This window comes from Dyadobacter flavalbus (genome assembly GCF_006149045.1).
GTDB lineage: Bacteria > Bacteroidota > Bacteroidia > Cytophagales > Spirosomataceae > Dyadobacter > Dyadobacter flavalbus.
The window spans coordinates 141,358-155,746 of record NZ_VBSN01000059.1 but is presented as its reverse complement, the minus strand read 5'-3'; the positions used below and the strand labels follow the sequence as shown (position 1 = coordinate 155,746).

15 protein-coding genes are annotated in these 14,389 nt (G+C 44.4%); 10 read left to right on the top strand and 5 right to left on the bottom strand.

Annotated features, from left to right (window positions below; all coding sequences use genetic code 11):
• From FEM33_RS19740 to FEM33_RS19725, 4 genes are all read left to right on the top strand, one after another.
• Positions 1–1,083, top strand: coding sequence for a GHMP family kinase ATP-binding protein (locus FEM33_RS19740; RefSeq protein ID WP_139013716.1), 1,083 nt, complete (start codon positions 1–3; stop codon positions 1,081–1,083).
• A gap of 121 nt (positions 1,084–1,204) precedes the next feature.
• The gene (gene ispG / locus FEM33_RS19735) at positions 1,205–3,214 is read left to right on the top strand and encodes a (E)-4-hydroxy-3-methylbut-2-enyl-diphosphate synthase (protein WP_139013715.1); all 2,010 of its coding nucleotides are present in this window, start codon (positions 1,205–1,207) and stop codon (positions 3,212–3,214) included.
• Positions 3,215–3,251: 37 nt separating this feature from the next.
• Positions 3,252–3,431 carry a DUF6728 family protein gene (locus tag FEM33_RS19730; RefSeq protein ID WP_139013714.1) on the top strand — a complete coding sequence of 60 codons (180 nt, stop codon included), beginning with the start codon at positions 3,252–3,254 and terminating at the stop codon, positions 3,429–3,431.
• Positions 3,428–3,787, top strand: coding sequence for an MmcQ/YjbR family DNA-binding protein (locus FEM33_RS19725; RefSeq protein ID WP_139013713.1), 360 nt, complete (start codon positions 3,428–3,430; stop codon positions 3,785–3,787). Before FEM33_RS19730 ends, FEM33_RS19725 begins: the two co-directional genes overlap by 4 nt.
• Positions 3,788–3,913: 126 nt before the next feature.
• On the opposite strand, the gene gldC is transcribed toward FEM33_RS19725, so the two are convergent.
• Both gldC and FEM33_RS19715 read right to left on the bottom strand, forming a co-directional pair.
• Positions 3,914–4,255 (bottom strand): gliding motility protein GldC, encoded by a 342-nt coding sequence (gene gldC / locus FEM33_RS19720; RefSeq protein WP_139013712.1) that lies wholly within the window; start codon positions 4,253–4,255, stop codon positions 3,914–3,916.
• A gap of 56 nt (positions 4,256–4,311) precedes the next feature.
• Positions 4,312–5,037, bottom strand: coding sequence for a DUF4197 domain-containing protein (locus FEM33_RS19715; RefSeq protein WP_139013711.1), 726 nt, complete (start codon positions 5,035–5,037; stop codon positions 4,312–4,314).
• A gap of 106 nt (positions 5,038–5,143) precedes the next feature.
• Between FEM33_RS19715 and FEM33_RS19710 the strand changes: the two genes are divergently transcribed.
• From FEM33_RS19710 to FEM33_RS19690, 5 genes are all read left to right on the top strand, one after another.
• Positions 5,144–6,415: a competence/damage-inducible protein A gene (locus tag FEM33_RS19710; RefSeq protein WP_139013710.1), complete on the top strand. Its 1,272-nt coding sequence runs from the start codon at positions 5,144–5,146 to the stop codon at positions 6,413–6,415.
• Positions 6,416–6,476: 61 nt separating this feature from the next.
• Entirely contained in the window at positions 6,477–7,775 is a 1,299-nt protein-coding gene (locus FEM33_RS19705) for a dihydrolipoamide acetyltransferase family protein (protein ID WP_139013709.1), read from the top strand.
• Positions 7,775–8,308: a 5' nucleotidase, NT5C type gene (locus tag FEM33_RS19700; protein ID WP_139013708.1), complete on the top strand. Its 534-nt coding sequence runs from the start codon at positions 7,775–7,777 to the stop codon at positions 8,306–8,308. The genes FEM33_RS19705 and FEM33_RS19700 overlap by 1 nt, the downstream gene beginning before the upstream one ends.
• Entirely contained in the window at positions 8,305–8,982 is a 678-nt protein-coding gene (locus FEM33_RS19695; RefSeq protein WP_139013707.1) for a response regulator, read from the top strand. The genes FEM33_RS19700 and FEM33_RS19695 overlap by 4 nt, the downstream gene beginning before the upstream one ends.
• A 1-nt stretch (position 8,983) precedes the next feature.
• The gene (locus FEM33_RS19690) at positions 8,984–10,360 is read left to right on the top strand and encodes a sensor histidine kinase (protein ID WP_139013706.1); all 1,377 of its coding nucleotides are present in this window, start codon (positions 8,984–8,986) and stop codon (positions 10,358–10,360) included.
• Between the two features lie 306 nt (positions 10,361–10,666).
• Here FEM33_RS19690 and FEM33_RS19685 read toward each other — a convergent pair whose 3' ends face one another.
• The 3 genes from FEM33_RS19685 to FEM33_RS19675 all read right to left on the bottom strand — a co-directional run bounded on the left by FEM33_RS19685 (position 10,667) and on the right by FEM33_RS19675 (position 12,957).
• Positions 10,667–11,413 (bottom strand): acyl-CoA desaturase, encoded by a 747-nt coding sequence (locus FEM33_RS19685; RefSeq protein WP_138280390.1) that lies wholly within the window; start codon positions 11,411–11,413, stop codon positions 10,667–10,669.
• 146 nt (positions 11,414–11,559) lie between these two features.
• Complete coding sequence (locus tag FEM33_RS19680; protein ID WP_139013705.1) at positions 11,560–12,234, bottom strand: DUF4159 domain-containing protein; 675 nt, start codon at positions 12,232–12,234, stop codon at positions 11,560–11,562.
• 12 nt (positions 12,235–12,246) lie between these two features.
• Positions 12,247–12,957 carry an RsmE family RNA methyltransferase gene (locus FEM33_RS19675; RefSeq protein WP_139013704.1) on the bottom strand — a complete coding sequence of 237 codons (711 nt, stop codon included), beginning with the start codon at positions 12,955–12,957 and terminating at the stop codon, positions 12,247–12,249.
• 392 nt (positions 12,958–13,349) lie between these two features.
• Between FEM33_RS19675 and FEM33_RS19670 the strand changes: the two genes are divergently transcribed.
• Entirely contained in the window at positions 13,350–14,360 is a 1,011-nt protein-coding gene (locus FEM33_RS19670; protein WP_139013703.1) for a glutamine synthetase beta-grasp domain-containing protein, read from the top strand.
• Positions 14,361–14,389: the final 29 nt, after the last annotated feature.

The following is a 14,389-nucleotide window of genomic DNA, read 5'->3' as shown; positions in this document are numbered from 1 at the left end:
ATGAGGATTTCGACTCCGGGCCGTATTTGTTTGTTTGGCGAGCATCAGGATTATCTTGGATTGCCCGTCATAGCGGCTGCAATTTCGCGCCGAATTGGTATTGACGGTGCATACCGCCATGATGAAAATATTATTCTGCATTTGCCTGATCTGGGCCTTAAGGTTCAGTTTTCATTAAAAGAAACTTTCCCGTATGTAATCCAGCGTGATTATTTCCGCAGCACCATCAATGTACTGAAACGGAAAGGGCTTACTTTTTCAAAAGGGTTTGAATGCGTGATCCGCGGAAATATTCCGATCAACTCCGGCACTTCGAGTTCGTCTGCGCTGATTGTTTCATGGGCTCATTTTCTGGATAAAATGAGCGATAATCCGTTCAATTTTTCCCAAAAGGAACTGGGTGAAATCGCGAATGCGGCGGAAGTGCTGGAATTTGGCGAGCCCGGCGGAATGATGGATCATTATTCTACGGCCATCGGAAACGTGATTTATCTGGAATCCACACCGGAAATCAAGGTCGAAGCACTGACGCCCAAACTGGGAACGTTCGTGCTCGGCGATTCACTCGAACCTAAAGACACGCTTGGAATCCTGGCCAGATGCCGCTACGGAATGGAAGATGTGATCCGGAAAGTAAAAGCATACGATCCGGAATTTTCCATTTTCACCACACCGCTTGAAAAAACGGCAGACTATTTACACGAGCTCTCGGAAGACGAAATGAGCCTTTTAAGAGCCAATGTAGAAGACCGCGATATTCTGATTGAAGGGAAAGCTTTGTTAACGAAAAGCAGCTATTCCTCAGTTAATGAAGAGTTTGATGATCAGTTCGGAAACCTGCTTTATGCACATTACAAAAACCTGCGCGACCATAAAAGGACTTCAACCCCGAAAATTGAACGCATGATGAACGCCGCGCTGAATGCCGGTGCGCTGGGCGGAAAAATCAACGGTTCCGGCGGTGGCGGCTGCATGTTTGCCTATGCGCCGTCGAAAGCAGAGGAAGTGGCGGAAGCGATTGAAAAGGAAGGCGGAAAAAGCTACATTATCACCGTGGATTCAGGTACAAGAATTGAATTTTGAAGCATTAAAATGCACGAATGTAATTCCGATTGTGTTTTACTTTTATGACATTTGCATACATTACGTTTGACCATCAATAAACATATTTTGATGCCGGACGTAAACCATTTATGACAATTCCATGAAAGTGAACACAGCTCCTGAACAAAAGTCAAATCTGTACTGCCCATCTCTGACAGCTTATCAAAGACGTGAAACAATCACAATAAACATCGGTGATATTCCGATGGGTTCTGCCTATCCGATCCGGGTGCAGTCCATGACAACCGTGGATACCATGGATACGCAGGGTTCTATTGATGAAGTGATCAGAATGGTCGATTCGGGATGTGAATACGTGCGGATTACAGCGCCCAGCGTTAAAGAGGCACAAAATCTGGAAAACATTCGGAACGGATTGCGCAGATCGGGCATTCAGGTTCCGCTGATTGCGGATATTCATTTTACGCCCAATGCGGCTGAACTGGCTGCCCGCATCGTGGAAAAAGTAAGGATCAATCCCGGAAATTATGCGGACCGCAAACGGTTTGAGATCATCGATTATACGGATGCATCCTACGCCGCCGAATTGGAAAGGATCCGGGAAAAATTTATTCCGCTTGTCAAAATCTGCAAGGAATACGGCACGGCCATGCGCATCGGTACCAATCACGGTTCTCTTTCCGACCGGATTCTGAGCCGCTACGGAGATACGCCGCTCGGCATGGTGGAATCGGCACTGGAGTTTCTGCGGATTTGTGAAGAGTTCAATTACTTCAACATTGCCTTGTCCATGAAATCCAGCAATACACAGGTGATGGTGGAAGCTTACCGCCTGCTTGTCCAAAGGCTGGACGAAGAAGGACTGAAACCCTATCCGCTGCATCTGGGCGTTACAGAGGCAGGCGAAGCTGAAGACGGTCGGATCAAATCGGCGGTCGGCATCGGAACTTTGCTCGAAGACGGACTTGGCGATACGGTGCGGGTTTCACTGACCGAAGCACCGGAGAAAGAAGCACCTGTAGCACGCGCATTAATAGAAAGATATACGGTACGCACGCCGCACGATTTCATAGAACCTGTTGAACATATACCGATCAACCCGTTTCAGTATGCCCGCCGTGATACGGATGAAGTGTACAATCTCGGCCATATGAATGTGCCACGGGTTGTTGCAGATTATTCTGGTATTCCGGTTCAGGAATTAAGCGATCTGAAAAGCATCGGCCATTTTTTTCTGCCGGTTCCCGATAAATGGGCCATGAACGATCAGGGTGCGGATTTTATTTATACAGGAAAAAACCCGGTTCCTTTTATGCTGCCAAACGGCCTGAAGGAAATTCTGGATCAGGATCAATGGCTTGTTCATCCGGAACGCAGCAACAAATTCCCGTTGTTTTCTGTCAAGGAGTGGATTGAAGCTGATCCGGATCAAGTTTCGGAATCACTCAATTTCATCAGAGGAAACATCCATACCTTTCAATCTGAATTTCTGGAAAGTGTCCGCTCCGCAGATCATGTCGTTTTGATCGCGTTTACGGACAACGAACATGCCATGCCCGAACTGCGGCGTTTTTTTTACAAACTGGCTGAAAGGAAAATCAGGGTTCCGGTTATCATTCAGAGAAAATACCCGGTTTCCATGCCTGATAAGCTGACGCTGTATGCTGCAACGGATATTGGCGGATTACTTGTGGACGGCTTTGGCGACGGCACACTTTTAATGCCACAGTTCGATGGCTTTGAGGATCATGCAGAAAAGCTGGGCTATGCTGCCGGTTTCAACAGCATTGCATTCGGAATTTTGCAGGCCGCCAGAACCCGGATGTCCAAAACCGAATACATCTCCTGTCCTTCATGCGGCAGAACATTGTTTGATTTACAGGAAACAACAGCCATGATCCGCAAGCATACCGAGCATCTGAAAGGTGTGAAAATCGGCATCATGGGCTGTATCGTGAACGGTCCCGGTGAAATGGCTGACGCAGATTACGGATATGTGGGTATGGGCAAGGATAAAATTGCCTTGTACCGCGGTCAGGAAGTGATTAAAAGATCGGTTACGGCAGCAAAAGCAGTAGAAGAACTGATTGAGCTGATCCGGGAAGACGGAAGATGGATTGAACCGGAAGAACGCGAAATTCTGGTTTAGCGTTGTTTGTTCACAGTTAACTTTACAATTTGATCTTATGAAAAAATACTTTCAGCTAGGTGCAGTATTTTACTATTTCATACGGGTGTTTAAAAAAAGAGACCCCAATGCACCGAATTCATTTAACCTGCGCATGATGCATGGTATCAACCGGATCTCCATCATTATGTTCCTGATTTGCGTTATTGTAATGATCGTAAGAGCATTCATGCGATGAATCTGGAATCACTGCGCGATTATGCACTTGCTTTGCCGGGCGTAACAGAAGAGCTTCCGTTCGGCCCGGATACCCTGGTGTTTAAAGTAATGGGCAAAGTTTTTCTGCTCGCTCCGCTGGATTCAGCAGAATTGCAGTTTAATGCCAAATGCCATCCTGAAAAAGCAGATGAACTGAGATCCCGCTATCCGGATGTAAAACCGGGCTATCATATGAACAAAAAGCATTGGAATACCATCTTCGTAAACGGAAGTATTCCCGGTGACTTACTGTTCAGCTGGGTAAAAGATTCTTATGATCTTGTGGTAAGTAACCTGCCGAAAAAGCAGAGAGAAGAACTGGCAGCTGGTGGCTAGCTATGAGCGGTTGGCGATTAGCAACTGGATTTATATAAGCTGTTCGTTACGAGTGTTTCGCTTTTAGCTTTTAACTATAGAATTTCAATCTTAATTCAAAGCTAAAAGCTAAAAGCTAACCGCTCACTACTTTGCAGCTTTCATTTCCTCGTCCAGACGTTTGCTAAGCGTTTCACAAACTCCTTCTATGGCTTCTGCCATGGCGTTGTCATTGGTTGCTGTCAGTAAAGTATCTGCTATGCCGCTCATCAATTCAATGTAAAAACGCTTCATATCGAACACTTCCATATCTTTTGTCCAGAGATCTATTTTCAGCGTACCTCTGTGATAATGATCCCAGACGGCAATGGCAATGGCTCTGGTGTCATTTATTCCTTCGTTCGGATTGTCTGTTGCATCCCAGAAAATTTTATCGGGTATATTCTGTTCGTCCAGCTCAACTGTAAAATGTATCTCTGACTTTTTCATAAAGTGTTTTATTTTCCACAAAAGTAACCAAATGAGCGATAAATAGCTGCTGCAAGTTACTTTCCTGCCTGACTGAAAACTTTTTTAAGCAAAGCGCTTACCCTTGCACCGGGATCTTCGCGTATCTTTTTTTCCTCCTGTGCAATCAGCGTGTACAAACCGTCAATGGTTTTTTGAGTTGCATATTCTTTCAGGTTCGGATTTACCTTTTTGACAAACGGCAGTTTGTTGTAGGTATTTACAATATCCGTGTAATACTCCGTCGTTTTGTTCAGGTTCAGCGTACTATCCACAACCGGGAAAAATGTTTTGAACAATTCATCATTCGTTGATTTTTTCAGATACTGCGTGGCTGCATCGTCAGAGCCTTTCAGAATACCCAGTGCATCCGGAACCGTCATGGAAGTGATGGATTTGACAAAAATCGGTCTGGATTTTTTGGCAGCATCTTCAGCCGCCCGATTGAGTGACAAGGTAAACTTATCCACCTGCTCGCCCAGGCCCATTTTACGCAATGTTTCTGCCACTTTCTGCGCCTCAGGCGGAACTGCAATTTTAATCAGTTCATTTTTAAAAAAACCGTCCACTTTCGAAGCTTCTGCCGAACCGTTGGTTATGCCTACATTCAATGCTTCTTTCAAGCCGTTCACAATTTCATTTTCACTGAGTTTTCCGGATTTCTTTCCAAAGGACTCCATTACTCTTCCCAAATTGAACTGGGCATGCGCCAGCGTGCTGCAAAAGAGCCAAAACAAGGTAACAGATATGATTTTTTGTTTCATTACGATTCAGTTTGTTAATGCTGCAGTACGGTTTAAACGTACTCAATAACGATTAATTTTACTTATTTTTGAGAAAATAACGGTCTCATTCAATCAACGTTGCACTATGGTTTCCACAATCCGGGCAGAAATATTAACGATCGGGGACGAAATTCTTTTCGGGCAAATTACAGATACCAACACGCAATGGATTGGTGCTCAGTTAACTGATATCGGCATCCGTCCGGTCAGAAAAACATCCGTCGGCGATAAAAGACAGGATATCCTGGATGCATTTAAAGAAGCAAGCCAAAGAGTCGATGTAATCATTGTTACAGGCGGCCTCGGCCCTACCCGGGACGATATTACCAAACATACATTTTGTGAATATTTCGGTACAGAACTGCAGATTAATGAAGATGCACTGAAATTGATAACAGAATTCTTTAACAAACGAGGCAGAGCCATGACCGAGCTGAATATTCAGCAGGCTGCACTTCCGCAGAATTGCACTTACATTCCAAACCTGTGGGGAACTGCGCCCGGCATGTGGTTTGAAAAAGATAATGTAATTTACGTTTCGCTTCCGGGGGTTCCGTATGAGATGAAAAACCTGATGGAATTTGAAATCCTGCCCAGGCTGAAATCTCGATTTGTTACGAATATCATCCAGCATAAATCGGTTCGTACCATCGGAATCGGTGAATCTTTTCTGGCAGAAACCATAGCATCCTGGGAAGATGCACTACCGGAGCATATAAAGCTCGCCTATTTGCCGCATTTTGGTCAGGTAAAACTCCGCCTGACAGCAACCGGAACGGATCAGCAGCTTATTGATGCGCAACTTCAGCAACAAGTGGATTTGCTGATGCCGCTCATTGAAGAATACGTTTTCGGATTTGATAAAGATGAACTGGAAACCGTTATCGGATCGTTACTGATGAACAGCAACGCCACGCTGGCCACTTCGGAAAGCTGTACAGGCGGATATGTAGCCAGTCAGATCACGAGTGTGCCGGGTTCCTCGCGCTATTTTGAAGGATCGGTTGTGAGTTACAGCAATGCAATCAAAATAAACGTATTGGGCGTTTCAGCAGAAACGCTTGAACGCTACGGCGCAGTAAGCGAGCAGACTGCACGTGAAATGGCGGAAGGTGCAAGAAAGGTTTTAAATACAACTTTTGCAATTTCGACAACCGGCATTGCCGGCCCGGACGGCGGCACTGCTGAAAAGCCGGTAGGAACCGTATGGATTGCATGTGCAACGCCGGATGAAACATTCACACAGCTGCTGACTTTAAGAAATGACAGAAAAATCAATATGGAGCTTACAAATTCATACGCGTTGAATTTGCTCAGAAAAACCATTTTAAGATATAATCCGGCTGTCAAAAGCTGATCGAAAGTTACAAATACAGGCAGCTTGCCCACCGTATGGTTGCCTGCGAAAATATGCAAGTATGAAAATAGTTGAAATGGTAATGCCTCCGATGGGAGAAAGTATAATGGAATGCACCGTGCTCAACCTGCTTAAGAAAGCAGGCGAAACCGTGTCAGCAGACGATTCCGTACTGGAGGTTGCAACGGATAAAGTGGATACGGAAGTGCCGTGCCCTTTTAACGGCAAACTGACGGAATGGCTTGTCAGGGAAAATGATGTGGTGGCGATTGGCAGCGTTGTGGCACACTTTGAAGTAGAAGACGATGTGCCGGCATCCGGCAAGCAACCGGCAGCTCCTGAAATGCAGGAAGAAATCCCGGATGCGGAAACCATGGCTGCCATGCTGGAAAATGACTTCCTGAAAGCCGTTGACAAAAATCCCGAACCGGTTTCCGGACTTGCAAAAAACGATCTGCAGGGAAATACTTTTTACTCACCGCTGGTTTTGAGCATTGCACGTGAAGAAAATATCACTGCCAGCGAACTTGCCGGCATTCCGGGCACCGGCGCTGAAAACCGCGTTACCAAAAATGATATCATCACATATATCAGTAATCGTAAAAGCATACCTGTAAAGCCGGCTCCGGCTGCTGTTTCATTAAATGGAAGCAGTGAAATCATTGAAATGGACCGCATGCGCAAAATGATTTCCCAGCGCATGATCGAGTCAAAAAGGATTTCGGCGCATGTTACTTCTTTTATCGAAACGGATATGACGCCCATCGTTAACTGGCGGGAACAGGTGAAGTCGGAATTCAGGAAAAAAACGGGTGACAGCATTACTTTCACGCCGATTCTGATTGAGGCTGTTGCGAAAGCAATCAGGGATTATCCGATGATCAACATTTCAGTAGATGGTGAAAAGATCATTCGTAAAAAGGATATCAACATCGGAATGGCCGTTGCCCTGCCGGACGGAAACCTGATCGTTCCGGTAATTCACCATGCCGACCAGTACGATCTGCCGGGCCTCGCACGCAAGGTCAATGAGCTCGCCAGAAGAGCAAGGGAAAACAAGCTGAAAGCGGATGACCTTGCCGGTGGCACTTATTCGGTTTCCAATATCGGTGCTTTTTCCAATCTGATGGGAACGCCGGTGATTGTTCAGCCGCAGGTTGCAATCATGGCATTCGGCGCCATCAAAAAGAAACCGGCTGTTCTCGAAACCCCGCAGGGTGACCTGATCGGGATCCGGAGCATGATGTTCATTTCACATTCCTATGATCACCGTGTTGTGGACGGTTCCCTTGGCGGCATGTTTCTGAAAAGAGTCAATGATTATCTGGAAAATTTTGACATTCACAGATCTTTAATCTGATGCTGAGACTTACTCTGGATATGGATGACGTGCTGGCAGACACCCACGAAAAGCTTGTGGAGATCATTCTCAATGACTTCGCAACAATCCGTACCGAAAAAGAGTTAAAATCCAAGCCGTTACGCGAGCTGCTGCATCCCAAGCAGCTTGCCAAACTGCACAAGATCATGGATACAGCGGGCTTTTTTGCAGATATCAAAGTGAAGGAAGGCGCAGTGGAAACGGTCGCACAGCTTTCGAAATTTTACGAGATATTCATCGCAACCGCATGCATGGAATTCCCGACCTCTTTCCATGATAAATTCACATGGCTGCACCGGCATTTTCCGTTTGTTCCATGGACAAATATTGTTTTCTGCGGCTACAAAAGCATTATCCAGTCCGATTACCTGATTGATGACCATGTACGGAACCTGACTGCATTCAAAGGCAAAGGTATTCTGTTTACAGCACCGCATAACCTCAAGGAAACATCTTTCCAACGCGTTTCCAGCTGGAACGACGTTTCTGAACTTTTTCTCCCGATTTCATGAAATTACTGCTGATCGAAGACGAGCCCAAAACATTACAGTCTGTCAAACAGGGACTTGAAGAAAATGGATACGAAGTAGACATTGCATATGACGGGCTGATCGGCAGGCAACTGGCCAAAAATAACACGTATCAGCTCATCATCAGCGATATTATCATTCCCGGCATTAACGGCATCGAGCTTTGCAGGGAAATTCGCAGCTGGGGCGATGAAACGCCAATTCTCATGCTTACCGCGCTGGGAACGACAGACGACAAGGTGACAGGACTGGATGCCGGAGCAGACGATTACCTTGTAAAACCATTTGAATTCAAGGAACTTCTGGCCCGCGTGCGCGCCCTAACCAAACGCGGAACAACTGTTTCACATACGGCACAAGTTCTGCGTTTTGCCGATCTGGAAGTTTCGCTGGATGCCAAGACGGTTCACAGATCCGGAAACAAAATCAATCTGACAGCAAGGGAATTCAATCTTTTGGTTTATCTCATCAGAAATCAGGGACGTGTCATTTCCAAAGTCGAGATTGCGGAGCAGGTCTGGGATATCGGTTTTGATACAGGCACCAATGTGATCGAAGTCTATGTAAATTATCTTCGTAAGAAAATCGATAAAGATTATCCTGTCAAACTGATCCATACACAGTTTGGAATGGGCTATGTGCTTAAAATAGAGTAGTATGCAGATCCGCACCCGACTTACGGTCCAGTTTTCCCTGTTGGTGAGCGGGATTCTGCTGATTACATTTCTGGCCATTTACTTTTTCTCCTATTACAACGTTACCGAAGATTTCTACGACCGCTTGCGTTCCAAGGCGAAGTCACAGGCCGAGCTGCTGCTGAAAGTCCCGCAGGTCAATACCGAAGTACTCAAAGCACTGGATGAAACGAACCGCGATCTGATCTACGATGAAAACACATTCATATTTGACGAAAAAAACCGCCTGATTTACAGCAATCTGACCAACGCGGACAAAAAATCCATTCATGTCTCCAATTACTGGCTGGACGAAATCAGGAAATCCGGACAGATCCGCTATAAAGACGGCGATTACAAAGTTGTAGGGCTTTATTATAAATATCCTTTCAACAGGGCGGTCGTTATGCTCGGCGCCAAGGACTTGTACGGCCAGGCAAACCTTTCCAACCTGAGTACGCTGCTGACGGTTCTGTATTTCATTGTCACCATTATCGTAGCCATTGTTGGCTGGATTTTTTCCAAACGTGCATTAAGGCCCATTTCAAAAGTGATGAATGCCGTGGAAGGAATTCTGCCTCAGAAACTGGATACAAGGCTGGAAGTTCCGAACCAGAAAGACGAAATCGGTCGTCTGACAACTACTTTCAACAAGCTGCTCGACCGGATTGAAACGGCTTTTCAGATGCAGAAAATTTTTGTTGCCAATGTTTCGCATGAACTCAAGAACCCTTTAACAAAAATCAGGTCGCAGCTGGAAGTAAGTATGCTGAAAGAGCGTAATACAGCGGATTATCAACTGACGATCCGGTCGGTACTGGAAGATATTCAGGAACTTGCGCAATTGTCAAATACTTTGCTCGAACTTGCCAAAGTCAGCGAAGACCAGCGTGATCTGCTGACGGAAACCGTACGCGTTGATGACCTTATTCTGGATTGCCGGCAAAATCTGGCGGAGGCCAACCCGAATTACAACATCCTGCTGAACTTTGACGAACTGCCCGAAGACGATACATGGCTGGAAATAACCGGAAACTCCACTCTGCTGAAAACGGCATTTATCAATCTGATGGACAATGCGTGTAAATTTTCGGATAACAATACGGTAAATGTCGGTCTGCAGTCGTTGGGAAACTCTTTAAAACTCCGTTTTTCTGACAACGGCAAAGGCATTCCGAGTGAAGACCAGAACCTTGTTTTTCAGCCCTTTTACAGAAGCGATAACACGGCCAACATCAAAGGTTACGGAATCGGGCTTTCATTGGTGGAGCGGATCGTCAAACTGCATAACGGAACCGTAACGATTAACAGCAATCAGCCGAAAGGCACTACATTTCTGGTTACTTTTTCCCGTCTCTAAGTAAATTCTAACCTTGTATTAACTCCATTTTAAGTATTGCAAAGTTAATTTGTATTGTAAGCAGCGCTAGCGTTGCAAAAGGCTTTAAGAGATTTCATTTTTTGTGGTGTTAATAAGCAAACTTGGCAGGTGTTTCTCACATCTGCCAAAGTTTTATACAGGGTATATCCATTTGTACTGAACAGCCGGTCTGGATTAAAATCTTTTTGCAGCAAAAGCCTTTTTTAACATCGGAACAAAAATTTGATCATAAAAAAACCCTTCGATTAGCGGATGATCAAAGGGTTTTTCGTACGAAGTTATGTATTAATGCTTCTTTCGAATTTCAATAATTTTAAGCTTGTTCAGCAGCTTGATAACCGGATAAGTCGGGTCCACTTCAAACCATTTCGCACCAAAATTGATGGAGTTAGGCTTTTTATGATGATTATTCTGGAAAAGCTCGCCCATCATCAGAAAATCAAAAATGAGTGAATTCTTCGATTTGTCGTCATTATCAAAATTCTGATAACCGTATTTATGGCCACTCCAGTTTACAATAGCACCATGAATCGGGCCCATCAGGAAATGGATCGGCAGCAGGAAGAAAAATGCCCAGTGCATATCCAGATAAATATACGCAAGCACGTAAAATGCAAGATAAAGCAAAGCCCATCCGGCTCTTGAAAACCATGAATCGCCCAGTTTCTCAATAAACCTCCATTCCGGATAATTTCTTTCGAACTGCGATTCAATCGCTCTTTTCCGGTTCAGAACGGCATTATAAATATTCTTGGTTTCCCACATCATTGTAAAAACGTTTTTTGTATGATGCGGTGAATGCGGATCACGTTCGGTGTCGCTGAAAGCATGGTGCATGCGGTGCAAAATCGCGTACGCTCTCGGGCTCAGATAGGAAGAACCTTGTGAAAGATAAGTAAGAAGGTAAAAAAACCGCTCCCACGGCTTGCTCATTATGAACATTTTATGCGCGGAATAACGATGCAGGAAAAAGGTTTGACAGAATAGGGATAAATACCAGTGTAAAAAAAATACAGCAAGAACTATATACATATGCGGATGAAATTTTAGGATATTAAACTTTGTACAAAAGTAAGCGTATGCAGTCAGAAAAACGAAATAAGGAAAGCCAAATTTGTAATATATTTATAACCTGACTGAATTCTTTCTTGCATTTAAAACACTGAACCGCAACCGGATTACAATATCATAAACGCATAGCTCAAAAGATTAGCGCCCATCTGCAATGCTTTTCTGCGCATCTCCTCCGGATCGCCATAAACGCTCTGATCTTCCCAGCCGTTTCCAAGATCGGTTTCGTAGCTGTAATAGCATACCAGCCTGCCCTGCCAGATCAGTCCGAAGCCCTGCGGCTGCTTGCCGTCATGCTCATGTACTTTCGGAAGCCCTTCCTGAAAATTGTACTTGATATGATAAACCTGATGATCGTACGGCAGCTCCACAAACGACAATTCCGGAAACACTTTTTTCATTTCCCGGCGAATGAACTGATCCAGACCGTAGTTGTCATCAATATGCAGAAAACCGCCGGACAACAGATAATTACGCAGGTTCTGGGCCTCCGCATCGGTGAAAACCACATTGCCGTGCCCCGTCATGTGAACGAACGGGTACGTGAAAATATCCGGGCTTCCGACTTCCACGACATCTTCAACCGGATTGATGTTCATTTTCAGTTCCGAATTGCAAAAACGGATCAGATTGGGAAGTGAAGTTTTATTGGCATACCAGTCACCGCCGCCGCCGTATTTCAGCTTGGCAATTTTAAGGGAAGACTGCGCATTCGCATGTTTTAAAAAACCGGTAATAATGACTATTAATATAAATGTTATAGCAGAAAATGATCGGAGCATAAAAATTCAGGTTTAAATTAAAATCTGCGCCAGATTGATGGCATGGCAGCCGGCAATGGCAGCAGTTTCTGTCCGTAATTTTGTCGGCCCGAGTGAAACGGTCGAAAAGCCGTTTTCCGTGGCGAGGGCAATTTCCTTTTCGCTGAAATCACCTTCGGGGCCAATGAACAAAGACGTGCTGCTGTCCTTTCTAACCTTGCTAAAAACGTGTTCCACCGTATTCTGATCCGGAACATAGGCAATCAGTTTCACATCTTCCTGCCTGCTTCTGATAAACGAATCATATTTGTTATTTACTGTAATCTCGGGAAGATAAAATTGCTGTGACTGTTTCATGGCAGCCGCCGCAATACGGTTCAGTCTGCTCAGGTTCACAACGCGGTTCAGCGTTTCCGGATTGGTATGTTCCGTAATCAGAAAATCAATGCGCTCCACGCCTATTTCCGTCATTTTTTCTATCATCCATTCATTGCGTTCCGCTTTTCGCGTCGGAGCAATCGCGATGTGAACCGAAAAGCTTCTTTTCGGGATCATTTCCGATCCGATCACTTCATAACCTGCTTTATTCTTGTGCATATTCAGAACACATTTCTGGAGCAGTCCTTTTCCGTCCGTGACATGAATGATATCACCGGAATTAAGCCTCAGAACTTTTGAACTGTGCCTTGTTTCCTCTTCATCTAATTCATAAAGATTTTTATTTGGCTGATAGAATAAATGCATAGAAAAGTAGTAATAATTTACTGCAACTAAGAACAATCTTTAATCAAAAATAGGGAATAATAAAACAGTTAATTATACCGCAATGCCAGAATTACTTAAATTTCAAAAATGCATGCTTTCAAGCACATTCCTGTGACTTATTTCAACAAAAAAGCGCTACAATTAAAATTTTGTCAATAAACGCAGGGATGCGCAATCTAAGGTTTTTTGGCATTTTACAGTTCCAAATACGGGATTATTAAAATAATACAGATTTTAATGCAAATACTGATATACTCCTAATATTATTCTGCATAAAGTTAATTTTTCTTATTATTTGTTTTTGGGAAATACATTTTTACATTAATATTGTGCCGTTATAAATATTCGTCACCACTTTATTTAGTACTGTTATGTCAAAATCCAAGCTGGAATATATTTGGTTGGATGGCTATAAGCCGACCCAAAGTTTACGCAGCAAAACCAAAATTGAAAATGATTTCAGTGGCAAACTGGAAGATTGCGGAATGTGGTCGTTTGATGGTTCATCCACTGAACAAGCTCCTGGTGGTTCTTCAGACTGTTTGCTAAAACCTGTTTACATTATTCCGGATCCGCAACGCAAAAACGGCTATCTGGTAATGTGTGAAGTATTAAATGCTGATGGAACTCCGCATGAGTCCAACGGCCGTGCTACAATCGAAGATGATGATAATGATTTCTGGTTCGGTTTCGAACAAGAATATTTCCTTTGGGATGTTGAAACCAACAAACCACTTGGCTTCCCGGCTAACGGATATCCGGCTCCGCAAGGCCCTTATTACTGCTCGGTGGGCGCTAAAAACGCGTTTGGACGTGATATAATTGAAGAACACCTCGATGCCTGCCTGGAAGCCGGTCTGAACGTGGAAGGTATTAATGCAGAAGTTGCTGCAGGTCAGTGGGAATTCCAGATTTTCTCAAAAGGTGCAAAAGAAGCGGGTGACCAGATCTGGCTTGGACGTTACCTGCTGGAAAGAATCGGTGAAAAATACGGTGTTTCAATCAACTGGCACCCGAAACCGCTTGGAGCTCTTGACTGGAACGGAAGCGGCATGCACGCCAATTTCTCAAACTCAGCATTGAGAACCGCAGGAAGCAAGGAAGTATTCGATAAAGTTTGTGAATCTTTCCGCCCTGTTGTAAAAGAACATATTGAAGTTTATGGTGCCGATAACCATTTGCGTCTGACCGGAAAGCATGAAACTGCAAGTATTCATGATTTCAGCTACGGCGTTTCTGACCGCGGTGCATCCATTCGTATACCCGTAACAGTTCCTGCAAAAGGATGGAACGGCTACCTTGAAGACCGTCGTCCGAACTCTGCTGCCGATCCTTACAAAGTGGCAGCGCGTATTATTAAAACTGTTAAATCTGCTTTGTAATACAAGTTTTAAGATATATTATAAAAAAA

What these genes read in the sequence shown, in the direction of transcription:
- FEM33_RS19740 (WP_139013716.1), top strand. Translation starts at nt 1, where the DNA reads ATGAGGATTTCGACTCCGGGCCGTATTTGTTTGTTTGGCGAGCATCAG.
- ispG (WP_139013715.1), top strand. Translation starts at nt 1,205, where the DNA reads ATGAAAGTGAACACAGCTCCTGAACAAAAGTCAAATCTGTACTGCCCA.
- FEM33_RS19730 (WP_139013714.1), top strand. Translation starts at nt 3,252, where the DNA reads ATGAAAAAATACTTTCAGCTAGGTGCAGTATTTTACTATTTCATACGG.
- FEM33_RS19725 (WP_139013713.1), top strand. Translation starts at nt 3,428, where the DNA reads ATGAATCTGGAATCACTGCGCGATTATGCACTTGCTTTGCCGGGCGTA.
- gldC (WP_139013712.1), bottom strand. Translation starts at nt 4,255, where the DNA reads ATGAAAAAGTCAGAGATACATTTTACAGTTGAGCTGGACGAACAGAAT.
- FEM33_RS19715 (WP_139013711.1), bottom strand. Translation starts at nt 5,037, where the DNA reads ATGAAACAAAAAATCATATCTGTTACCTTGTTTTGGCTCTTTTGCAGC.
- FEM33_RS19710 (WP_139013710.1), top strand. Translation starts at nt 5,144, where the DNA reads ATGGTTTCCACAATCCGGGCAGAAATATTAACGATCGGGGACGAAATT.
- FEM33_RS19705 (WP_139013709.1), top strand. Translation starts at nt 6,477, where the DNA reads ATGAAAATAGTTGAAATGGTAATGCCTCCGATGGGAGAAAGTATAATG.
- FEM33_RS19700 (WP_139013708.1), top strand. Translation starts at nt 7,775, where the DNA reads ATGCTGAGACTTACTCTGGATATGGATGACGTGCTGGCAGACACCCAC.
- FEM33_RS19695 (WP_139013707.1), top strand. Translation starts at nt 8,305, where the DNA reads ATGAAATTACTGCTGATCGAAGACGAGCCCAAAACATTACAGTCTGTC.
- FEM33_RS19690 (WP_139013706.1), top strand. Translation starts at nt 8,984, where the DNA reads ATGCAGATCCGCACCCGACTTACGGTCCAGTTTTCCCTGTTGGTGAGC.
- FEM33_RS19685 (WP_138280390.1), bottom strand. Translation starts at nt 11,413, where the DNA reads ATGTATATAGTTCTTGCTGTATTTTTTTTACACTGGTATTTATCCCTA.
- FEM33_RS19680 (WP_139013705.1), bottom strand. Translation starts at nt 12,234, where the DNA reads ATGCTCCGATCATTTTCTGCTATAACATTTATATTAATAGTCATTATT.
- FEM33_RS19675 (WP_139013704.1), bottom strand. Translation starts at nt 12,957, where the DNA reads ATGCATTTATTCTATCAGCCAAATAAAAATCTTTATGAATTAGATGAA.
- FEM33_RS19670 (WP_139013703.1), top strand. Translation starts at nt 13,350, where the DNA reads ATGTCAAAATCCAAGCTGGAATATATTTGGTTGGATGGCTATAAGCCG.